Here is a 19,571-nt window from a genome sequence, read left to right on the forward strand (position 1 = left end):
GGCCAAGCAAAAACGGCTGTCGCCGTCCTCTAGCGGCGCGGCGCGTGTCAGTCCGAGAAATATAAGCTAAGTATAAAGAGAAGACTTATACTTTCTTATATTTTAATAAAATCGCTCGCTGCTGCATATACATCCTTTATGCGAATGAAGGACAGGGTGCCTTGGCTTGACTTATTCAGGCGTACCGATCAGTTGTACAACGATTCATTGCTTGGGCTCAGGCGGCTGGTAATAAATTGCGTCCAATTCCTATGTATGGAATTTCGTGAATTATCAAACGCTAGGAGCAGGAACAGGATTATCATGGCAATAGCATGTCCAATTAAAGGAGGCGTTGACGATCTATAGTCGGAAAAAGTTTCAAGAGGAAGTCCCTGAGGTCAGCACGAAAATATGGGCTTGTACGAGTGATGTTTGCAATGGCTGGATGCGTGCAAACTTTTCGTTCGAGCAGTCGCCTACTTGCCTGCAATGTAATTCTCCTATGGAAGAATCGGAGAAGATGCTGCCACAGCTCGTCAACTCCAATGATATAAATCGGGCGAAAAACAGCATTCCCGTTACGGAATAAACCGAATAAATGGTGGATTCAAACAAAGGGCGCCCATTGGGCGCCCTTTGTTTGGGCAAACCGCCGAAGAGCGTCTGCTGCTGTTCATGCATTGACACCTATTGCGAGTTGTAATTATAATTGTTACATTATGAAGGGACGTAAATGGACGATAGAAATGGAGAGATAGCTCGATGAAACAACAGGTGCTGGCATCACAGCAAAAACCGGCTTCTTCGGCACGAATAGGGATGGCGCTGCTGCTTGGCGCTTTAACGGCCTTCGCTCCGTTATCCATCGATATGTATTTGCCGGCATTGCCGGAGCTGGCAAATTATTTTGGCGCGAGCACCTCCATGGCGCAGCTGAGTTTAACGGCCTGCTTGCTCGGCATTGCTGTAGGCCAGCTCATCATTGGCCCTCTAAGCGATGTTTTTGGCAGGAAAAAGCCGCTTATTATTGGACTCATCGTATACGTTATAGCTTCAGTGCTATGTATTGTAGCGCCGTCAATTGAGACATTCGTGCTGCTGCGGCTCGTTCAAGGCTTGGGCGGGGCAGCGGGAATTGTGCTATCCAGAGCGATTGTGCGGGATATGTACGAGGGGCCCGAAATGACGAAGTTCTTCGCCCTGCTTATGCTGGTGAACGGTGTAGCTCCAATCGCTGCGCCTATTGCAGGCGGCCAGCTGCTGCAATGGACGTCATGGCGCGGCGTTTTCCTCGTGCTCGGTGCGATTGGGCTTGTTATGCTGCTTGCTTCATGGCTCGGGCTTAGAGAGACGCTGCAGGAGCAAAATCGATTGAAGGGCGGGCTTCAAAGTACGCTCCGTACCTTCGGCACATTAATTCGGGACCGCGTATTTATGGGCTATGCGCTTTCTCAAGGCTTTGTAACCGCGGCGATGTTTGCTTATATATCGGGCTCTCCGTTTGTACTGCAGGAGATATTTGGCGTATCGCCGCAAATGTTCAGTTTATGCTTCGCAATCAATGGTTTGGGCATCATTATTGCCAGCCAAACCGCTGGCAGGCTTGCTGGAAAGGTCAGCGAGACGAAGCTGCTCATCGTCGGGCTCAGCATGGCATCTATTGGCGGTGCAGCGCTGCTGCTCGTCATATTAGCCGATCTCGGGCTGATTGCCGTACTCATTCCGCTATTCTTCGTCGTATCCAGCGTCGGCGTCATCCAGACGGCGAGCTTTACGCTGGCGATGCAAAGCCAAGGCAAAGCAGCCGGAAGCGCTTCGGCGCTGATCGGCTTGCTATCCTTCGTCATCGGCGCAATTGCAGCGCCGATGGTAGGTCTGGGCGGCAGCCACACGGCGCTGCCGATGGGCCTTGTTATTGCAGCATCGAGCATCCTTGCTGTGCTGTTCTATGTGTTTATGGCGCGTAGAGGGAACGCAAGTTAGCTGGAAGCTCATACAAAAACGACTATCCGGGCAAGTTATCGGATAGTCGTTTTATTTTTGCCGCTATTTTTCGATTCATAGAGAGCTTGATCCGCTTCCTGAAAGCTCGTTCCTTTGGATTCGCCAGGAAGATGCTCATGCAGGCCGATGCTGACGGTGACGGAATGATTGTCCATTTCGGCGATTTTGGTCTGGGAGATGGAGACGCGAATTTCCTCCACGAGCGCAAGCGCCTTCTCCAAGCTCTCTTCATGAAGGATGAGAATAAATTCCTCACCGCCATAACGGGCGGCAAAATCATCGGTTTTCAAGTGCTTCAGCAGCGTTGCCGCCATCTGCTTCAGCGTAATATCGCCAACCCAATGCCCATACGTATCGTTGACATGCTTGAAGTTGTCGATGTCTATAATCGCTAGCTGGAAGTTGAACGGATTAGCCTCTTGGTACTCAATGAGCTTTTCCGCATATTCGTGAAACGTTTTATGGTTATAAAGATCGGTGAGCGGGTCGATTTTCGACATTCGATCCATCACGATATTTTTAATCAGCAGCTCCTGCTCGGATTTCAGCGTCCGGTTGAGCGTGACAAGCAAGCCTCTCGCCCGTTGGATAATTGCGAATCCTAGAAGCGCTGTCGCAACCAAAATGCCCGCATAGAAAAGGGCATCAAGCGTATTAAATACATCTTCATAATAATAAGAAAAATAAATATAAAACAGGTACAGCATGGAGACGAGCAGCGAAACAAACAAATAATACGGCCGCAAAAATAAAATCGTTATCAGCATCGGTAGCAGCAGCAAGGCAGGTGCCGTTAAGAGCTGTGCATTTAAAAAAAATAAGAAGCTCATCGTAATGAGATGAGCGCCGATAATGAGTGCTTTTTCGATAAAGCGGTTCGCATAGCGGATAATGACTTCAAGGGATACCATAACGACAAGCAGAAATATGTTTTGTACCAGGATGTCATAAGTAAATAGTCGGTTTGTGAAAAAGGTATCTTCCGGTGAAGTATTTTGGAGAGCAAATATCGTGTATTGACAAGTAAGCGCTAGTATACATAACACCCAATACACATTGAGCATAATGCGGTACCAGCTTGATGAATCATGTCGGGGTAATGAAGATAGACTGAACATATCTGCCTCTTTTCCAAAATGGTGCCTCCGTTAGATGGCTAGCTGAATAGCTTCGACAGACCATTCCTTCTATCCTGCAAATTCGACACTTATTCATGCGAAATTTAGAGGTTTGCTGTAGAAAATTGTTTATTAAGGTAAAACGAACCTTGAAAACCCGTAAATTGGGCGCAACTATTTTCCGTATAAGGTATTGACAGCATTTACAAGCGATGATAAAGTGGCAGAAGATTAAACAAATTGAAAGGAGGATTATGTCTCATGCGTAAATTTACTGTACATCTAGGAAAGAAATTTGATTTTGTAAATATGAATTTAATGAGCGTAATCCATCCGTGCGTTAATTCTCTTTGATGAATAAGGGAGCTTTCCCATAAATCAAAGGCGTATGGTTGCGTTCGATGCAGCCGTGCGCCTTTTTCAATGCTTTCGACCCGCTAGAGGTCGGTGATGCATGTGAAGGAAGCGTATCGTATAACCGATGCGTTTCCTTTTTTTATGGGAAAAATGAACGTTTGGATGGATATGGGGAGGTATCAAAACAGCGCTATGTTTATCGTACTTAAGAAGCTTGGATGGTTTTTCAAAATGGATTGGAAGCGCTACGCGATAGCGGGCGTACTGCTGATTTTGGTTGGCGTACTGGATATTATTCCGCCTTGGATGACGGGCTATGCCATCGATGGCATTTCGCAAGGCTCACTTGCGGACAAAGAGTTTTATTTCATCATTGTCGGCTGGATTGCCATTACCATTGTAGGCTACATTATGTCCTATATTTGGTTTTATCAATTGTTTGGCGGCTCGTTCCTTCTGGAGCGCATTATGCGTTCCCAACTGATGAAGCATTTTATGAAAATGTCGCCGACCTTCTTTGAACGCAATCGTACTGGCGATTTGATGGCTCGGGCAACGAACGACTTGAAGGCGGTGTCGAACACAGCGGGCTTCGGCATATTGACGCTCATTGACTCGACCTTCTTTATGGTGACCATTCTCGCGGTTATGATTGCTACAATCAGCTTCAAGCTGACGCTGGCTGCGCTGCTGCCACTGCCGCTTATGGCACTGGCGATGAGCTATTTCGGCGGCAAAATCCACCACCGCTTCATGGAAGCGCAGGATTCCTTCGGCGAGCTGAATGACCAGGTGCTGGAGGCGGTGTCTGGCGTGCGCGTCATTCGCGCCTTCGTACAGGAGGAAGCGAGCCAGCAGCAGTTCAGCCGCAAGACGGACGAAGTGTATGAGAAAAATATTGAGGTGGCCCGCATCGATGCGCTGTTCGAGCCAACGATGAAAATTCTCATCGGCCTCAGCTATTTAATCGGTCTTTGCTACGGCGGCTACATGGTGTTCAAGAGTGAAATTACGCTGGGCGAGCTGGTTTCGTTCAATATTTACTTGGGGATGCTCATCTGGCCGATGCTTGCGATCGGAGAATTGATCAACGTTATGCAGCGGGGCAATGCTTCGCTTGATCGGGTCAACGAATCACTGAACTATAAACCGGATGTAAAGGATGCTGCAGATTTAGTCGCAGTGGAAGAGCCGGAGACGATTGCATTCCGTAAGGTGACGTTCCGCTATCCTTCGTCGAAGGTCGATAATTTGGTCAATGTTTCCTTCGCGATCCGCAAAGGCCAGACGCTGGGCATTGTTGGCCGCACAGGCAGCGGCAAGACGACGCTGCTCAAGCAGCTTCTGAGGGAATATCCAATTGGCAGCGGAGAGATCTCCGTCTCGAATGTGCCCATCGACAAGCTGGAAATTCAGCGCTTGCTCGGCTGGATCGGCTATGTGCCGCAGCAGCCGGTGCTGTTCTCCCGTTCGATTCGCCACAATATTTGGTTCGGGAAGAAGGGCGAGGCCAGCGATGCTGATTTGCAGCGTGCGCTGGAGCGTGCTTCCTTTGCCAAGGATATTCAGTTTTTGCCGGATGGGTTGGAAACGATGGTCGGTGAGAAGGGTGTTGCCCTTTCAGGTGGGCAGAAGCAGCGTGTGAGTATTGCGCGTGCGCTTATCGCAGATCCGGAAATTCTAATGCTCGATGATGCGCTGTCTGCCGTAGACGGCAAGACGGAGGCGGAAATTATTGAGGGCATCCGCACAGAGCGTGCGGGCAAAACAACGCTCATTACGACGCACCGCTTGTCTGCGATTCAGCATGCGGATTGGATTATCGTGCTCGATGAAGGACGTATCGTGCAGGAAGGCACGCATGAGGAGCTGCTGCGAGCGGGCGGCTGGTACAGGGAGCAATATGATCGCCAGCAGCTGGAGTCGAGTATTGAGTCCTAATAAACAACGTACGAAAAGTGAAGGAAATGGGGGGCGCTAGGGACAATGGGCTTAACAGGTAAACGATTGTTTCAATACGCCATGCTATATAAGAAGCCGATTATTGGAGCTCTTGTGCTGCTGCTGTTAGCGGTAACCGCAGAGCTCGCAGGACCGTTCATCGCCAAGCGCATGATCGACCAAAACATACTTGGCATTGAGAAGACATGGTATGAGACGGCGAAGCAGGACAGCTTCGCGGTTGAGCATAATGGAAAATGGTACAAACGCGTGGATCACCTGTCGGCTGAAGAGCCAAAAGGCGACAGCGTGCGAATATTGCAGTCGGGAAGAACGTTTTATTGGCTTGAAGGGCAGCTGCCCTTCGAGGATGGAAAGCGCAAGGTAGAGGGCGAGCAGATGACCTTCACGAGCAAAGCAACAGGAGAGGTGGTTGCTTTTCCTGTAACCGCATTGTCTGCAAAAGAGCTGTTTGCCTTCTACAAGCCAGAGACGCCTGGCATTATAAAGCTTGCGGCGCTTTATTGCGTGCTGCTGCTCATAGGCGGATTTTTGACTTATGGCCAAAGGCTGCTGCTGCAAACGTCAGCGAACAGCATCGTCCGCCGCATGCGTAATGATGTATTCGAGCATACGCAGCGGCTGCCCGTCAATTATTACGATACACTGGCCGCAGGCCAAGTCGTATCGCGCATCACGAATGACACCGAAGCGGTACGGGAGCTATATGTTTCGGTATTGGCAAACTTTTTCTCGGCTATCATTTATATGTCGGCGATCTATGTGGCCTTGTTCGTACTCGACTGGCGTCTGGCCTTGTTCGCGTTGCCGCTTGTGCCGCTGCTGCTCGTATGGATCAAGGTATATCGCCGTTACGCGGCGCATTACAATAAGGTTATTCGAGCAAAGCTGAGCGAAATTAACGGCATGATCAATGAGGCTATTCAAGGAATGCCGATCATTCAAGCTTTCCGCCGCCAGAAAGAGATGATGGAGGAATTTGATGAGCTGAATGATCATTATTTTAAATTTCAAAACAAGCTGCTTCATTTAAACTCCATCACCTCGCATAATATGGTTCAGGTCATCCGCAACATTATGTTTCTTGTGGTCATTTGGATGTTCTGGGGCAATTGGTTCGGCACGGTGCTGCTCGTCGGTACGCTGTATGCTTTTATTGATCTCATGAACCGGATGTTCCAGCCGATCGTCGGCGTAGTGAACCAGCTCTCCAATCTGGAGACGGCACGCGTATCGGCAGAGCGCGTCTTCAAGCTAATGGATGAGGAAGGCATTGACGTTGCAACGGGCAAAATCGAGCGCTACAAGGGCGAAGTGCAGTTCAAGGACGTCACCTTCGCCTATAAAAAAGAAGATTATGTGCTCAAGAAGATTTCCTTCGTTGCTCGCCAAGGCGAGACGGTAGCGCTCGTGGGGCATACCGGCTCTGGCAAAAGCTCGATTCTCAACCTGTTGTTCCGGTTCTATGATATAAAACAAGGCAGCATCTTAATTGATGGCCGCGATGTACGGGATATTCCGAAGCAGCAGCTGCGCCAGCATATGGGCATCGTGCTGCAGGACCCGTTCCTGTTCACGGGAACCATCGCGTCGAACGTCAGCCTAGGCAACCCGGAAATTAGCCGGGAGCGGGTAGAGCAGGCGCTGCGCGATGTAGGCGCCTACGAGATGTTTATGCAGTTCCCCGGCGGCATCGATGCGCCGGTTATCGAGAAGGGCAGCACGCTGTCTGCGGGACAGCGCCAGCTGATTTCTTTTGCAAGGGCGCTCGCGTATGACCCGGCGATTCTGATTTTGGATGAAGCGACTGCGAGCATTGATACGGAGACGGAAGCGATTATTCAGAAGGCGCTGGATGTGCTCAAAAAAGGGCGCACGACGTTCGTTATTGCCCATCGCCTATCGACGATTCGCCAGGCCGATCAAATTTTGGTGCTGGATCATGGCGAGATCGTTGAGCGGGGCAACCATGATCAATTGATGGAGCATAGCGGCAAATACTTCGCCATGTATCAATTGCAGCTAGGAGCGCCAGTAACGGCGTAGGTCTGAAAGCTTTATTTTCAGCAAGAGTAGGGAACAGGATCGTATAGAATGCAGGGCGGAGCTGATGAGGCTCCGTCTTTTTTTGTTGAAAAAGAATTTATAAGTTTTACACTTATACTTGGCTTTCTGAATAAATCCTCACGATTTTCAGGTAATATTCAGCTAGATTTATAACTGGGCTAAGAATTGATGCCTATGATAGGAAATGTAAGGCAAATTCAACTGAAAGGTGGAATACAGTCATGAAGGGTACAAAAACGATCGTCGCAAGCGCAATTGCATTATCGCTGGTGGTAGGCGGAGGTGCGCTGGCTATACCTGCTATCCATGCAGCTTCAACGGATACAAGCACGCAAAGCGCCGCGGATGGAAGCGGAGCAACGCGCGAGGCAGGCAAGCACAAGGGCGGATCTTTCGGCTTTGGACAGTGGAAAACGCAGCTTGCTGAATATTTGAAGCTTGATGAAGCGACACTGGATACGCAGCTCAAAACGCAAACGCTTGCCGAGGTCGCCTCCGCTCAGGGTGTAGACCGCGAGACGCTGAAGGCCAAGCTGGTGGAATGGCTGGATGCGGCTGCTGCCACCCGCAAAGAAAAGCTTCAAAGTGAAGATCCAGACAAAACGTCCGATGCGGCAAAAGCAGACAAGCAGTGGGATAGCTCGGCGATAGCTGATAAAATATTGGATTCAAATGGCCAAGCTGGACTTGGCGGTGAAGGCGGCCATCGTGGCGGCGGCAAAGGCGGATTCGGCAAAGGCGGCTTCGCAAGCGAGGAAACGGCTGCCGTTCTTGGCGTGACGGTCGACGAGCTGAAAACGGAACTGAAAGCTGGAAAGTCACTGGCTGACATCGCAGCTGCAAAAGGTGTTGATGTGCAGAAGGTCATTGATCAGAAAGTCAGCGAGGAAACAGCTAGACTGGATCAAGCACTGGCTGATGGCAAGCTGACACAGGAGCAATATGATGCGAAAATCGCTGAGCTGACCGAGCGTGTCACTCAGTTCGTAAACGGCGAGTTCAAGAAGCCGGAAGGCGATGGAGCGGGACATCAAGGCAAGCATGGGAAGCGTGATGCGACAGCTGAATCTTCGGATACAGCCGCAACTGCTGATCAATCGGCTTAAGCTGATCGCATAGGGAAATCATCAGCATCAGGAGGAACATCAGGAGCAAGGGAAAGCATAAATGCAAGATAGAAGAAGCTGCGAGACGGTCATTTTGGCCGCCTCGCAGCTTTTTTTGCATTGTGATCATAGGAGATCGGGCGAGTTGTTACATGGCGGGCCAATACTTTTTTTGAAAAAGCCGCTTGACGATTTCGGGCGATTCTTGATATAGTTCTATCAGTGAACTATTTCATTGTAGAATCTTTTAAAGAGAGAGCATAAATGGAAAGGAGGAAGCGGGATGTTAGATCGAAAGCTGATGCTGGACATTATTGCGCGTTATGAAGCGACCTACTTAGCTGTCAATCGTCAGATAAATAGCTTGTTCCGGGAGGCGATGCCGGAGGGGCTTACGGTCGAGCAATATTCGGTGCTTCGTTATTTGCGTACGCAGGGAAAGACGAACTCTTCCGAGCTTGCGGATACGTTTTGTGTAGGACGAAGCTCCATTACGGCACTAACGACACGTTTATTCGATAAGCAGCTTATTGAACGGCAGCAGGACCCGAAGGACAGGCGAGTTACCTATTTGAAGCTTTTGCCAGCGGGTGAGCAGCTGACCGATCAATCTGAATTGAAAATTCAAGAGATGCTGGCCATGCATATTCAGCATTTTGATGAGCAGGAAGCGCTGCAGTTTATTACTACTTATGAGAAGCTGGCTAATGTTATGTCTGGCACGTATGGGATAGAAGGAGGGGAAACCGAGCAATGAAGACGGTAATAAAGCTAAGATGGGTACTCATGCTCGTATGGCTGCTTGTCACAGTCGGATTAATGGTGAGCGCGCCGAATATGGAAGGACTCGTTCGTGAAAAAGGGCAAGTATCTGTCCCTCAAGGGTATTCTTCCACGATTGCCGAGAAAATGATTGAGGAGATTGGCGGCAAGGATGCGGGCAATGGCTCTTCGACCGTGCTTGTGTTCCATGATCCAGAGGGCTTGTCCGATGCAGACTTGGCTGCGGCCAAGCAAGGCGTGGAGAAGCTGAAGGCTGGCAAGGAACAATATCATATTACGTCGATTACGACGCATTTTGATACGGAAGAGCTTAAGAAGCAAATGCTGTCCGAGGATGGCAAGACGCTGCTTGTGCTTGTGAAGGTGGATACCTCAAGTGGCGATTTGTCCGGTATAAGAGAGGGACTATACGGCGCCGTTGCGGATGTCCCATTGACGCACTACTATACAGGCGGCTGGATTATCGGTGACGATGTTGCATCCAGCGCGCAAGAGGGCCTGAAGAAGACGGAGTTTATAACCGTTGGCTTTATTTTGATTATTTTGTTCCTCGTATTTCGTTCGGCCGTGGCGCCGATTGTACCTTTGCTGACGGTGGGCTTTACCTATTTGCTGTCCCAATCCATCGTTGCCTTTCTTGTAGAATATTTTGATTTTCCGCTTTCGAATTTTACGCAAATTTTCCTCGTTGCTGTCTTATTCGGGATCGGTACGGATTATTGCATTTTGCTGATCAGCCGCTTTAAGGAAGAGCTGGCGCATCGGGGCGGAGATATTCAGGAATCGATTTTGGCAGCCTATAAGACAGCGGGCAAAACGGTCTTGTTTTCTGGCCTTGCAGTATTTGTCGGTTTTGCCTCTATCGGTTTTTCGACCTTCGTGCTGTACCGCTCGGCGGTTGCGGTTGCGATCGGCATTGCGATTTTGCTGATTGCGTTGTTTACGATTGTGCCGTTCTTTATGTCGGTGCTTGGCGCCAAGCTGTTCTGGCCGTCGAAAGGCTCGCTTGAGCATAAGGAGAGCGGGCTTTGGGGAGCGGTTGGCAGCTTCTCGCTGCGCAAGCCGCTTTGGGCGCTCGTTGTCGTTATCGTTCTGACGGTTCCTTTTCTAGTGGCGTACAAAGGCAATGTTTCCTTTAACTCGCTCGATGAAATTGGCGACAAATACGATTCGGTGAAAGCTTTTAACCTGATTTCGGAAAGCTTCGGGCCTGGTGAATCACTGCCTTCGACGGTTGTGGTGAAAACAGCTGTACCGATGGATACAACGGATGGGCTGGCTACCATTGAACAAATTACCCGTGAGCTTTCGAAGGTGGAAGGCGTGGCGCTTGTTCGCAGTGCGACTCGTCCAACAGGCGAAGAGCTTGACGATCTCATGGTATCTGATCAAGTGGGCACGCTGAAGGACGGCCTCGACAAAGGCGAGGAAGGCCTTGGGAAAATAAGCAGCGGGCTTGCTGAAGCGAGCGCCAAGCTGAGCGAAAATGAGCCAAAGCTTAATGAAGCTGCGGAAGGCGCAGGCAAGCTTGCTGCGGGAACGAAGGATTTGAAAAGCGGCATTGTACAGCTTGGAGATGGCTTGAAACGCATTCAGCAAGGGCTGAATGATGGCTCCGCTGGAGCAGGTGAGCTTGCTGAGGGCTTGAAGCAGGCGAAAACGAGCGCCGATCAACTGGCAGCAGCCAGCAAAGAGCTGTTGGCGAATTATGAAAAGCTGGAAGCAGGCTTAGGCCAGCTATCACAAGCCTACGGCGGCATTGCGGCTGGGCAGCAGCAGCTGGCAGGAGGGCTCGCTGATCTTCACAAAGGCATCAGCGGCTTAGGTCAGAAGTATCCTGAGCTGGCAGCCGATGCTGATTATGCGCAGGTGCTAGGCGCAGCTTCCCAGATGGAACAGACGGCGACAGTGCTCAGTGAGCAATTGACGCAAATGAATGGACAGCTGGGCGGCATTACAGATGGCCTGAAGCAGGCGAACGGGGGACTTTCCCAAGCTTCAGCGGGCCAAGGCGAGCTTGCGAAAGGCTTGGAGAAGCTGGCACAAGGCATTTCCCAGCTTCAGCAGGGTATTGCTCAAGCCGCGGCTGGCCAAGGCCAAATTGTAACGAAGGTTCCTGACATAACGAAGGGCGCTGACCAGCTGGCAAGCGGGCAATCCGATTTGCAAGCAGGCTTTGCCGATCTGAACGGCCAGCTCAGCCAGCTGACGGATGGACTGGATCAAAGCGTGGATGGCATCACGCAGGTTAGCGACGGGCTTGGGTCAGCGAAGAGCTACTTGAGCGAGCTCGGCTCCTCGCCAAACAAGCAGATGACGGGCTGGTTTATTCCAGAGGAAGCGATTGAGAAGCCGGAATTCCAGCAGGCTCTTGATGTTTATATGTCCGAAGACCGGATGAGCGCTAAATTCGATGTTATTTTTAGCGGCAACCCGTATGATATGGCGACAATGGCGAAAATCGAAGATTTGAATGCCGCAGTTGGTCGTGCGCTGCAAGGCACAGCTTATGCACAGGCTGATTATGCGGTAGGTGGAGTGACGAGCTCCAATCATGATTTGAACAATATTTCGAATGAGGACTACTCTCGTACGATGATGCTGATGCTGGTCGGTATTACGATTATTTTGATTTTGTTGTTCCGTTCCATTGTTATGCCGCTTTATTTGATGGCATCGCTTTTGTTGACCTTCTATACGTCAATGGCGATAACAGAAGTGATTTTCGTTCGCTTGCTCGGCAACTCGGGCATCAGCTGGGCAGTTCCGTTCTTCGGTTTCGTTATGCTGGTTGCGCTGGGCATCGACTATAGCATTTTCCTAATGGACCGTTTCCGGGAATATCGCGATCTTTCGCCGACCCAGGCGATTTTGAAAGCGATGAAGAGCATGGGCGGCGTCATTATGTCGGCTGCGATTATTCTGGGTGGTACCTTTGCGGCGATGCTGCCTTCAGGCGTAATGTCCTTGCTGCAAATCGCAACACTCGTATTATGCGGATTGTTCATGTACGCGCTCATTATGCTGCCGCTGTTCATTCCAGTCATGGTGCGCATGTTTGGCAAAGCCAACTACTGGCCGTTTATGAATGAGAGTGAGCAAGAGGTTCGTTATGCAGCGTCCAAGGACATTTCTCATCATTCCTGACAGGGAGCTAGCGATCTTTTGATGGAGGCAAACAACCCTTATTGAGGCAACTACAAAGCGTTTACAGAAAAATAAAAAGACTGTGAAAAAGCCCTCTTATCCATTCGATAAGGGGGCTTTTCCCCGTTGGGTGGAAGCGGTTGAGCGCGGTCGGGTTCAGAATGCGTTCAGAGAAAATTGGTATAATCAGGGTGAATAGAATTACAGATGGATGAGCAAAGGAGAGGAAAGCGTGAGAAGGAAGGGGCTTATTGGTTTATTAGCGGGCATAATCGCAATTCATTTTATATTCGGCAGCTTTATCGGAGCTGGAACGGCGCATGCAGCCACCTTGCCTGGTCCGGCACTTGCCCAAATAACGGGACATGATTTCAGTTACGGGGCATATACCGGGGCTCCTTATTACATTGGGCTACAGGATGGAGGCACGAGGGAGTATCACGCTTTTGTGCGATTCAACAAAACGGCGAGCGCTCCTGCCGGTTACAAGGTTTACTTGCAAATTAAGGTAGGCAATGACCTTGGTGGCGGGGATGAAGGTCTGGCTGTTCGTGGAACGCCTATTGCCAAAGTATGGGCATACAAGACGACACCTCTTCCAACTAGTGTGGAAAACGCGCATACCGGATGGCCTAGCATGAGTGATGTGCTTAATACCCCCAGCAAGTACGAGCTATTAGATAGTGTGACGAGTGGAATTGTGGCTGGGAAGCTGCTTTCTCTCGATGTTACGACTTATTTCAATAATGCTTCAAACGGGATGCTGACTTTCTTTCTGACGGGCACAGAAAGCTTGAATGGAACCAACGTTGATCGGTACCGGTTTGATGCCGATCCGTATATTGTCTATGAAGAAGCTGTTGTGAATCAAGCTCCGACCGTGACAGACTATACGGAATCGGTAGACGAGGACGAAATCGCAACTGGCAGCATTGTTGGCTCCGACAACGATGGCGACATGCTGACTTATTCATTGTCGCAGCAGGCAGCGAACGGGACGGCAACGGTGAATGCGTCGACCGGGGCATGGGAGTATACTCCGAATGCGAATTATCACGGTCAGGACGTATTTAAAGTCTTGGTTAGCGACGGCAAAGGGGGGACGGCGACCAGCACGGTTACGATTACCGTCAACTCGGTGAATGATTTGCCTGTTACGAGCAACGACACTGCGACAACCAATAAAAATGAGAAGACGACTGGGCAGGTGATTGCAAGCGATGCGGACGGTGATACACTGACCTATTCCATTTCGAAGCAGGGGAATTATGGCGGTGCAGATGTCGATTCGGCAACCGGAGCATGGGAATATACCCCGATGCTAGGCTATTATGGTCAAGATGAATTCGAGATCGAGGTTAGTGATGGCAACGGCGGCATAGCAACGAGCACAATAAGTGTAACGATCGTGAACGTAAATGTAGCTCCGACAACGTCGGACGATACGGCAACGACCGATGAGGATACAAGTACGACGGGTCAGGTAACGGCGACAGATGCGGATGGCGACGTGTTGGAATATTCGGTGTCGCAGCAGGCAACGAACGGGACGGCTACGGTCGATGCGATAACGGGGGAATGGGAATATACTCCGAATACGAATTATCACGGACAGGACGTATTCAAGATTGAGGTTAACGATGGCAATGGAGGTACCGCAACCAGCACCATTACCGTCACCGTGACGCCGGTGAACGATCCGCCTGTCACGAGCGACGACAGCGCGACAACCAATAAAAACGAGAGCACGACGGGCCAGGTGACGGCAAGCGATGTAGACGGCGATCCGCTGACCTACTCTATTTCGCAGCCGGCAGCTCATGGTTCGGCAACGGTCGATCCGACAACCGGAGCATGGGAATATGACCCGGATGAGGGCTATCATGGTCAAGACGTTTTCAAAATTGAGGTTAGTGATGGTAATGGCGGTACAGCGACGAGCACAATAAGTGTAACGATTGTGAACGTAAATGTAGCTCCGACAACATCGGACGATACGGCAACGACCGACGAGGATACAAGTACGACGGGCCAGGTAACGGCGACAGATGCGGATGGCGACACGTTGACGTATTCGGTGTCGCAGCAGGGTGCTCATGGAACGGCAACGGTCGATTCGGCGACCGGGGAATGGGAATATGCCCCGAATGCGGATTATCACGGACAGGACGTATTCAAGATTGAGGTTAGCGACGGCAACGGAGGCACCGCGACTAGCACCATTACCGTAACGGTGACGCCGGTGAATGATCCGCCAACAGCTGCGGATGATTCCGTAACGACTGATGAGGACACAGCGGTTACTGGACAAGTATCGGCAAACGATGTGGATGGCGACACGCTGACTTATTCTATATCGCAGCAGGGTGTCCATGGAACCGCAACGGTTAATTCGTCGACCGGAGCGTGGGAATATACGCCGGACGCCGATTATTATGGTCAGGATGTATTTAAAGTTGAAGTAAGCGACGGTAACGGAGGCACGGTGGTCAGCACAATATCGGTCACCATCAATTCGGTAAACGATGCTCCTGTAATGACGGGAATTGACGCCACTCCATTTGAGCTGTTGGATACGGAGACGAAGCAGCCCTTTACTGCTGTATCCATAGAGGACGCGGACCCTGGACAGACGTTGACAGTCATTATTTCGCTGGATACTGCGGCAAAAGGCGAATTTACAGCCGCCTCCCTTCAAGCGTCCGGCTTCAATCTGGTCGGCAGTCAATATGAGGCTAGCGGAACGGCTGATGATCTGACGACAGCCATTCGCCAATTGGTATTTGCACCAGAGGCGAACCGGGTTGCCCCGGGAACGACGGAGACCGTTATTTTAACGGTGGCGGTAGAGGATGGAATAGCTGCACCAGTAGTAGACAGTCAGACGGCCCTGATTGTGACGTCGGTGAATGACACCCCGACAGTAAGTGCAATTTCTAATCAAAGCATAGGCAAAAATACAGCTACTGAGGCATTAAGCTTTACCATTACGGATCCTGATGCAGAGCCGAGCGATTTTGCAGTAACTGCCGAATCGAGCAATACTGCTCTTGTTCCGCTCAGCGGAATTACACTGGCGGGCACCGGCAAGCAGCGCACGGTTACCGTGGAGCCAGTTCAAGGAATGCAAGGCTCAGCTGTCATTACAATCCATGTATTGGACAGCAGTCTGGCAGAAGGCACATCCATCTTTACGGTGACCGTAGGGAACACCAAGCCGGTTGCAGCGGCGATTGCTCCGCAGCAAGTCGATGAGGACGATGTATTGAGCTTGACGTTGTCAGGTACGGATGAGGATTTGGATACGCTGACCTTTCTAGTCGATGCTCAGGCGGAGCACGGCCATGTGGTTATTAGCAATGGAAATCAGTTGACCTACAAGCCAAATCAGGATTTTAACGGTGACGACAGCTTTGCAATAAAGGCTTTTGACGGGGTGGATGAGTCCGATCCGGTTACGGTTCAAGTGACGGTCACGCCGGTGAATGACCGGCCGGTAGCTGAGAATGCGAGCTACAATGTAGAAAGCCTCACCTCTTTGACTCAGAAGCTTCATGCGACTGATGTTGATGGAGATGCATTGACCTACCGTATACTCACAACGGGTACGAAGTCCTCCAGCGTGACAATTATTAACGGCGATGAGTTTGTTTATGTGCCGAGTCCGGGTCAGCTAGGGGCAGACAGCTTCACCTATGTAGCTTCGGACGGACAGGAGGATTCTGATCCAGCCGTTATTACCGTAAATATCACACCTTATGGAATTAGCGAATTAGGGTCGCTTTCGACAAGCACGGGCAGCTTGTCGCCTGCTTTCCACAAGGATACGCTGAGCTACGAGCAAAATGTAGCCTACACAGTTGAAGCAACGACGATTACAGCTGATGCCTTTGATCCGCTTGCAACGGTAACGATAAACGGCCAATCAGCCGATAGTCCGGTTACGGTGGAGTTAAATGTCGGACTCAATGAGATTTCGGTCACGGTTACGGCGGCTGACTCAACAAAGCCGAGCCGTACTTATCTGGTGAAGGTAACCCGCGCCCAGCAGGGCTCAGGCTCAACACCTTCTACGGGCACTACCAGTCAGCCAGGTACAGGGGCAGCAGGAAGTGGAATTTCGGTCTACGTAGACGGAGTGAAGCAGGAGCAGACGGCTACGGTACAGACGTCCACCAACAATCAGCTGCGCTATGCGACAGTTACGCTCGACAACGACAAAATTATTCAAAAGCTGGAGTCCGAATCCAACCGCGAAGTAACGATTCCGTATCCAGAAGCGGCAGATAGCGTGAGCAGCTTGCTGAATGGTCAATTGCTCAAGGTGATGACGGATAAAACGGCGACGCTTGAAATTCAAACCGCCTCGGCCTCCTATGCATTCCCGGCATCGCTTATCCCTGTTGATGCGATTGCCAAGGAGCTAGGAGCGCAGAACAGCTTAAAGGATATTATTTTCAGCATTACAATAGCAAAATCGGCAAAATCGGAGTCGGATCAAGTATACGCCGCAGCATCGGGACAAGGCATGGAGATTGCAGCATCGCCGCTGGAATTCCATATTACAGCTTCGTACGGCGGGAAGCAGATAAATGTCTCCACGTTCAACGGATATGTGCAAATGATGATTCCAATGCCGGAGGGCACCAATGCGAATCGTATTACGACAGGAGTTGTGCTGCACTCCGATGGACAGCTCTATCATGTGCCGACCAATATTACGATGCTAAACGGGAAGTATTATGCAGTAATCAACAGCTTGACAAACAGCACGTATTCAGTCATTTGGCATCCTCGTGAAATGCAGGACGTGGCGCAGCATTGGAGCCGCGATGAGGTGAATGACCTGGCTTCCCGTATGGTTGTACAAGGGACTAGCGAGACGGCCTTTTCTCCGGATGCTTCGATTACCCGTGCTGAGTTTGCGGCGATTATCGTACGTGGTTTAGGCTTGCGTCCAGCGGCTTTGCAAGGGCAAAGTAAGTTTTCTGATGTACAAGCCGGAAGCTGGTATGCCGGTTATGCGGAAACGGCAGCGGCTTATGGTCTTATTACCGGTTATGCGGACGGCACATTTGGCGCCCTTAAGACAATTACCCGCGAGGAAGCAATTGCAATTATCGCAAGAGCTGTAGCTTACACGAAGCTGAGCACTTCGGGATCTTTGGATAAGCTGTCCAACTTCACGGACCAGAATGAAATCAGCAGTTGGGCAAAAGACGCTATGGCCGCTACGGTTGAGCTTCAAATTGTGACGGGGAATGCCGGACAAGTGCATCCGCAGGACGACATTACCCGTGCGGAGGCTGCTGCACTCATTCGCAGATTGCTGCTGCAGGCTGATTTAATCAACGGGTAGGCTGCTAAACAATCGGCACAGAACAAATAATCCGAGGAGGAAATTAAAATGTCAGATTCATATTTAGGCGAAGTCAGGCTATTTGTCGGCACGTACGCGCCAGAGGGCTGGGAACTATGCAATGGGCAAGTGCTGAAGGTGTCGAATCATGAGGCGTTGTTCAGCCTTCTCGGGGCAACCTACGGTGGGGACGGGCGAACGACGTTCGCCCTACCGGATTATCGGGGCAGAGTTCCTATCCATATGGGGACCAGCTCAACGGGCAGCAATTTTTCTCTGAAAGATAAAGGTGGCGTAGAGACGGTTCAGTTGACGCAGGCACAACTGCCGGCCCATACGCATCTGGCGGCAGCCCAGCAGTCTGCGGGCGATGAGACGTCGCCGACAGGCCATTTTTGGGCGGCGAGCACGGTCAAGCAATATTCTGCAGGAACAACAGCTCCTAACGCCGCGATGAAACAAAATGCTTTGTCCACGGAAGGTGGCAATCTGGCACATAACAATATAATGCCTTCCATGGCACTAACTTATATTATTTGTACGCGAGGCACCTATCCGACGAGGCAGTATTAAGCATAGGTAAGACAATAGCTAATCAAGAGGAGGAAGACATTTATGGAAGAATGGTTTCTTGGTGAAATACGTTTGTTTGCAATCGACTTCGCTCCCGCAGGATGGGCCCAATGCAATGGACAAACACTTAAAGTGAGTGAGAACCAAGCTTTATTCTCGATTATTAGCAATAAATTCGGTGGGGATGGCAAAACCACTTTCCAACTGCCAAATTTGCAGGGAAGGGCTGTTTTAAATCCAACAACAGACGGAGTATTCCCCGTATATTCGAACGGTGGGACAGAAACGCATGCCTTGACGATAAATGAAATTCCCCAGCACACGCATACGATGTATGCCAGTTCAGCCGCAAGTACAAAAGGCGCGGCTGCCTCCAATATATGGGGCGAAAGCAGCGCAAGGGCTTACAGCAGCACGGCGAACAGGTACATGTCGCCTCAAGCAATCGGGATAACGGGCGCGGGACAGGCCCACTCTAATATGCAACCCTACGCGGTCGCAAATTTTTGCATTGCACTATCAGGTACTTATCCACCGAAAAATTAATTATAATCAGAAAGCGAGGCTTGACATGGACGCTTTTATCGGAGAAATTCGCTTGTTTACAGGAAACTATGCTCCTCAGGGATGGGCCTTTTGTCATGGACAGCAGGTTTCGATTTCGTACAATCAACCATTATACTCGATAATAGGAGATGCGTTTGGCACAGACTATTTAACGTATTTTACGTTGCCTGATTTGCGGGGCCTTGTGCCGATCCATCAAGGCAGCGGAGTAGGTCTAACTCCATGGCAGTGCTATGAAAAGGGCGGCAGCATTACAGAAACGATTAACACCTTTGAAATGCCTAATCATACACATCAGTTGAACGCCCAGACAGGAGGAAATGCGACGGACGCATCCGATAATATTTGGGCTACTACACCGCGGGGGACTACAGTTAATGTGTATAATGAAGAACAGCCGAATTCCAGCATGAATGTGAACGCTGTAACTGCAAGCGGAGGGTCTCAAGCACACAATAATATGCAGCCATACTTGGCGATCAATTATATTATTTGCCTAGAAGATGGCATGTATCCCGTTAAAGCGCAATAGCAGCGTAGAATAGC

At 50.3% G+C, this 19,571-nt stretch carries 12 protein-coding genes; 11 read left to right on the top strand and 1 reads right to left on the bottom strand.

Translation table 11 applies throughout. The annotated features are described in order from the left end of the window. The first annotated feature begins 334 nt into the window (after positions 1-334). The gene (locus tag BBD42_RS10345) at positions 335-571 is read left to right on the top strand and encodes a cold-shock protein (RefSeq protein WP_442952533.1); all 237 of its coding nucleotides are present in this window, start codon (positions 335-337) and stop codon (positions 569-571) included. A gap of 173 nt (positions 572-744) precedes the next feature. Then, positions 745-1,965 carry a Bcr/CflA family multidrug efflux MFS transporter gene (locus BBD42_RS10350; RefSeq protein WP_099518097.1) on the top strand — a complete coding sequence of 407 codons (1,221 nt, stop codon included), beginning with the start codon at positions 745-747 and terminating at the stop codon, positions 1,963-1,965. 35 nt (positions 1,966-2,000) lie between these two features. On the opposite strand, the gene BBD42_RS10355 is transcribed toward BBD42_RS10350, so the two are convergent. Then, entirely contained in the window at positions 2,001-3,050 is a 1,050-nt protein-coding gene (locus BBD42_RS10355) for a GGDEF domain-containing protein (protein WP_172455446.1), read from the bottom strand. Positions 3,051-3,653: 603 nt separating this feature from the next. Here BBD42_RS10355 and BBD42_RS10360 point away from each other — a divergent pair. The 9 genes from BBD42_RS10360 (at position 3,654) to BBD42_RS10400 (ending at position 19,557) form a co-directional block, all read left to right on the top strand. After that, the gene (locus BBD42_RS10360; RefSeq protein ID WP_099521554.1) at positions 3,654-5,402 is read left to right on the top strand and encodes an ABC transporter ATP-binding protein; all 1,749 of its coding nucleotides are present in this window, start codon (positions 3,654-3,656) and stop codon (positions 5,400-5,402) included. A gap of 45 nt (positions 5,403-5,447) precedes the next feature. Continuing rightward, positions 5,448-7,469, top strand: a complete 2,022-nt coding sequence (locus tag BBD42_RS10365) for an ABC transporter ATP-binding protein (protein WP_099518099.1) — start codon at positions 5,448-5,450, stop codon at positions 7,467-7,469. Positions 7,470-7,711: 242 nt separating this feature from the next. Beyond that, on the top strand, positions 7,712-8,596 hold the full coding sequence (locus BBD42_RS10370) for a hypothetical protein (protein ID WP_099518100.1): 885 nt from the start codon (positions 7,712-7,714) through the stop codon (positions 8,594-8,596). Positions 8,597-8,879: 283 nt separating this feature from the next. Next, positions 8,880-9,353 carry a MarR family winged helix-turn-helix transcriptional regulator gene (locus BBD42_RS10375; RefSeq protein ID WP_099518101.1) on the top strand — a complete coding sequence of 158 codons (474 nt, stop codon included), beginning with the start codon at positions 8,880-8,882 and terminating at the stop codon, positions 9,351-9,353. Beyond that, positions 9,350-12,526, top strand: a complete 3,177-nt coding sequence (locus tag BBD42_RS10380; RefSeq protein ID WP_099518102.1) for an MMPL family transporter — start codon at positions 9,350-9,352, stop codon at positions 12,524-12,526. The genes BBD42_RS10375 and BBD42_RS10380 overlap by 4 nt, the downstream gene beginning before the upstream one ends. Positions 12,527-12,758: 232 nt before the next feature. Beyond that, complete coding sequence (locus BBD42_RS10385) at positions 12,759-17,885, top strand: Ig-like domain-containing protein (protein ID WP_172455447.1); 5,127 nt, start codon at positions 12,759-12,761, stop codon at positions 17,883-17,885. Positions 17,886-17,933: 48 nt separating this feature from the next. Further along, a complete protein-coding gene (locus tag BBD42_RS10390; protein WP_099518104.1) occupies positions 17,934-18,458 on the top strand; it encodes a phage tail protein in 525 nt (174 codons plus the stop codon). Positions 18,459-18,500: 42 nt separating this feature from the next. Further along, a complete protein-coding gene (locus BBD42_RS10395) occupies positions 18,501-19,004 on the top strand; it encodes a phage tail protein (protein ID WP_099518105.1) in 504 nt (167 codons plus the stop codon). 25 nt (positions 19,005-19,029) lie between these two features. Further along, positions 19,030-19,557 carry a phage tail protein gene (locus tag BBD42_RS10400; RefSeq protein WP_099518106.1) on the top strand — a complete coding sequence of 176 codons (528 nt, stop codon included), beginning with the start codon at positions 19,030-19,032 and terminating at the stop codon, positions 19,555-19,557. Positions 19,558-19,571: the final 14 nt, after the last annotated feature.

It is taken from the genome of Paenibacillus sp. BIHB 4019 (assembly GCF_002741035.1).
Classification (GTDB): Bacteria; Bacillota; Bacilli; order Paenibacillales; family Paenibacillaceae; genus Pristimantibacillus.

Excerpts from the sequence above, each read along its gene's own strand:
- BBD42_RS10350 (WP_099518097.1), top strand. The coding sequence starts at position 745 with ATGAAACAACAGGTGCTGGCATCACAGCAAAAACCGGCTTCTTCGGCA.
- BBD42_RS10355 (WP_172455446.1), bottom strand. The coding sequence starts at position 3,050 with ATGCTCAATGTGTATTGGGTGTTATGTATACTAGCGCTTACTTGTCAA.
- BBD42_RS10360 (WP_099521554.1), top strand. The coding sequence starts at position 3,654 with ATGTTTATCGTACTTAAGAAGCTTGGATGGTTTTTCAAAATGGATTGG.
- BBD42_RS10365 (WP_099518099.1), top strand. The coding sequence starts at position 5,448 with ATGGGCTTAACAGGTAAACGATTGTTTCAATACGCCATGCTATATAAG.
- BBD42_RS10370 (WP_099518100.1), top strand. The coding sequence starts at position 7,712 with ATGAAGGGTACAAAAACGATCGTCGCAAGCGCAATTGCATTATCGCTG.
- BBD42_RS10375 (WP_099518101.1), top strand. The coding sequence starts at position 8,880 with ATGTTAGATCGAAAGCTGATGCTGGACATTATTGCGCGTTATGAAGCG.
- BBD42_RS10380 (WP_099518102.1), top strand. The coding sequence starts at position 9,350 with ATGAAGACGGTAATAAAGCTAAGATGGGTACTCATGCTCGTATGGCTG.
- BBD42_RS10390 (WP_099518104.1), top strand. The coding sequence starts at position 17,934 with ATGTCAGATTCATATTTAGGCGAAGTCAGGCTATTTGTCGGCACGTAC.
- BBD42_RS10395 (WP_099518105.1), top strand. The coding sequence starts at position 18,501 with ATGGAAGAATGGTTTCTTGGTGAAATACGTTTGTTTGCAATCGACTTC.
- BBD42_RS10400 (WP_099518106.1), top strand. The coding sequence starts at position 19,030 with ATGGACGCTTTTATCGGAGAAATTCGCTTGTTTACAGGAAACTATGCT.